The sequence below is a fragment of the Bradyrhizobium sp. genome (assembly GCF_049512235.1).
In the GTDB taxonomy this organism is placed as follows: Bacteria; Pseudomonadota; Alphaproteobacteria; order Rhizobiales; family Xanthobacteraceae; genus Bradyrhizobium.
Genome location: NZ_JBEKXH010000637.1, coordinates 1 through 3,254, shown reverse-complemented (window position 1 = coordinate 3,254; position 3,254 = coordinate 1). Strand labels below are relative to the sequence as shown.

Sequence of the window (3,254 nt, the reverse complement as noted above, 5' to 3'; positions counted from 1 at the left end):
GCAAAACGGTCATTGAACAACACGACGCGGCCTTCGGCGTCGAACATGCAGACACCTTGCGCAAGGTTCTGAAGCGCGGCATCGAGCAGCATTTTCTGATCGCGAAGCTTGTCCTCCGACCGGCGGTCGCTGAGCGCGGCGACCAGGCCCATGCCGAGAATGGTGGTGGCCGCCGCGGCGACGATCCAGGCCAGGGTCGCGGGCGAAATCAGCAAAACAGTCGTCACCCGGGTGGGATCGGGGGTGAAAATGATCGCGCCCATCGCCGTAAAGTGATGGGCGACAATCCCTGCGGCCAGCAGGGCTGCGCCGGCCAGGCCGTGTCGGACGTCGTCGTGTCTTGCGGCAACGGCGAGCGCGGCTGCTGCGAACGCGCAGCCGAACGCGACCGATACCGACATCAGATCGAACGACAGACTGATGTTGCCGGGGAGCTCGAGCGCCATCATGCCGGTGAAGTGCATCACGGCAATGCCGCCACCGACGATTGCGCCCCCGATCGCCGCGGCACGGCTCGTGAAAGCCGACAGTGCAACACCCAGACCGATGCCGAAGATCACCACGGTGAAGATCAGCGACAGCGTGGTCAGAAACAGACTGTAGCCTGCCTCCGCGCCCGGGTTGTACGCCAGCATCGAGATGAAATGCGTGGCCCAGACGCCGCAGCCGCCGGCCGCCGCATCCAGAGCGAGCCAAACCAGCCGCGCACGGCCATGGGCTGCCTGCGCGCGGTAGAACAGGCCGATCGTGACCCAGCTCGCCAACAGGCAAATGGCGGCAGCAAGCGCTACCAGGCGCCAGTCATGTTCGGCCGCCAGGCAATTAATGACTGTAAACATTTGCCCCTTCCCAGGTGTTTGCACTCGCAAAAGCGCGCGTCAAAATCCGATTATGGGGATGGCCGGTCAAAGCGGACGTTAATATTCAGTTCCGTAGGAATACAGAGGGTCAGCGGCAGGCAACGTCATGCTGCTCTGAAGGACTGATGCGGCTTCACGACCGTTCCGATCTTGCTATCGGGGCGGAATGCGCTAACAGTCAGGCAGTTCCGAAAGGTGGCTGCCGTGATCGCGAAACGACGCAGTTTGCCCGGTGAATTTGGACGTCGGTGTAGCCATTGCGGCTTCGCAATCCGGCCAACAGCGAACTTTTGCGGTGGCTGTGGCCGATCGCGGGCTCTCTCCAGCGCGACCGATCAGGATGCGCTGACGTTTCTGCAATCAAAGGTACCGCCCCAACTGGTCGAGCGGATATTGCATTCCGGCGGGGCCATGTCGGGCGAACGCAAGCATGTTACGGTCTTGTTTGCCGATATTCGCGGGTCGACGGCACTGATCGACAAACTTGATCCGGAAGAGGCGCTCGAAATACTTGGGCCGGTGCTTCAGGTTCTGATGGACGCGGTTCATCAGCATGATGGCTTCGTGAACCAGGCCCGCGGTGATGGTATCATGGCTTTGTTCGGCGCCCCGATCGCCACTGAAGACCATGCCGTGCAGGCGTGCCGCGCCGCGATCAACATGCGTGCCGATATCGACGAACTGAATCGCAAGAGGAATGGCGACATCGCCTTGCGTATCGGAATGAACTCCGGCGACGTCGTCATCCATTCGATCGGCAGCAACCTCGTCATGAATTACGACGCTGTGGGAAAAACCGTTCATTTGGCTGCGCGCATGGAAGAGCTGGCTCCGCCGCACGCGATCATGTTGACGGCTGCAACGCACAAGCTCGCAAGAGGGTTCATCGCAGCCGTGCCGCGAGGCGTCGTTGCCGTGAGAGGCGTGGAGGAGTCGGTCGAGACGTTCGAGCTTGGCGAGATGCGTTCGACGACGCGTTGGCAAGCGCGATCGTCGCGAGGCCTCAGCGTCCTTGTGGGCCGCCAGGCGGAGCTTGGCATTCTCAAGATTGCGCTTGAGAGAGCCGCGGGTGGAAATGGACAGGCGTTGACTGTCGTTGGAGCGGCCGGACTGGGAAAATCGCGACTAATTCACGATTTTGTCGGGGAGCTTTCCGACGAGTGGATGGTGCTGGAAGCTGCATGCGTTCCTCAGCACACCCAATCCAGCTATCATCCAATCAGCGATCTGATCCGCAACATATTCGGAATCGGCATCGATGATACGCCCGAAACCGTAGCCAGGCGAGTCAAAGAGCAGATCGTTGCTCTGGATCCGGCGTTGTCCGAGTACCTTCCGGCTATTTCTTCTGTGTTGGACATCCAGATTCAGGATCGGGAGTGGAAAAAGCTGGAGCCGTCGGAAAAACGTCGCGAGATCATTGAAGCGACCAACGCCCTGATCCTGTTCCAGGCGCGGCGCAGACCCCTGCTGATCATCGTCGAGGACGTCCACTGGATAGACGCCGAGACAAAGCTCATCCTTCACAACATCCTGCATCGCCGGCATGGCGTACGGATCTTCGTAATCATGACGCAGCGCCCGGAGGGGGGCCTGGCAGACCCCGGCCTTCTTCGCCTCGACTTGTCGGCGCTCGATGACATGGCCTCGCAGGAGCTGCTGGATCGGTTCATGGGCCGGGATGTCACCCTCCAGTCGATCAGAAAGCGCATTGTCGCAAAGGCACAGGGAAATCCCTTGTTTCTGGAAGAACTGGTTCAGGCTCTCGCGGATACGAGCAGCCTTGAGGGAGAGCCCGGGGATTATCGCCTCAGCAAGCCTGCCGGGGGCATTGAGATCCCTCAGACCATCCACACTGTTTTGGCCGCGCGCATCGATCGATTGGATGGAATGCCGAAGACCTTGCTGCAGACTTCCGCCGTGATCGGCGCCGACGTTTCGGTGGCATTGCTCTCGGGGATGCTCGAAGTGGCTCCCGGCAAGATCGCTGGTGACCTCAAGACGCTGGAGCGAGCAGATTTCCTCCGGAAAGTGGAGCGTGTCGGATCGGATTACTCTTTCAAGCACGAGCTCATCCGGGAGGTCGCCTACGGAACCATGCTGTTGGGGGCGCGTCGAGCGCTTCACGCCAAGGCGGTCGCAACCATCGAATCCCGCTTCGCGGACCGACTCGATGAACACATAGATCGGCTCGCTGATCATGCGTTCATGGCGGAGCTTTGGGAAAAGGCTGTCCCTTACCAGCTACGAAGCTGTCGACGCGCCGTGCGGCGAGGGGCCAATCAGGACGCGATCGCGATATATCAACGGGGGTTGGAGACTTTGTCGCATTGGCCGGATTCGGCCGCCAAAACAATGGCTGAGATCGATTTTCGTCTCACCGTGATCATTGCG

General features: G+C 60.3%; 2 protein-coding genes. One reads left to right on the top strand and one right to left on the bottom strand.

The window, feature by feature from the left end:
• Positions 1-839, bottom strand: an 839-nt coding sequence (locus ABSG20_RS33135) for an MHYT domain-containing protein (RefSeq protein WP_423868659.1), incomplete at its 3' end; no start/stop codon positions are given.
• Positions 840-1,271: 432 nt separating this feature from the next.
• Between ABSG20_RS33135 and ABSG20_RS33130 the strand changes: the two genes are divergently transcribed.
• The coding region (locus tag ABSG20_RS33130; protein ID WP_423868658.1) for an ATP-binding protein at positions 1,272-3,254 on the top strand (1,983 nt) is incomplete at its 3' end.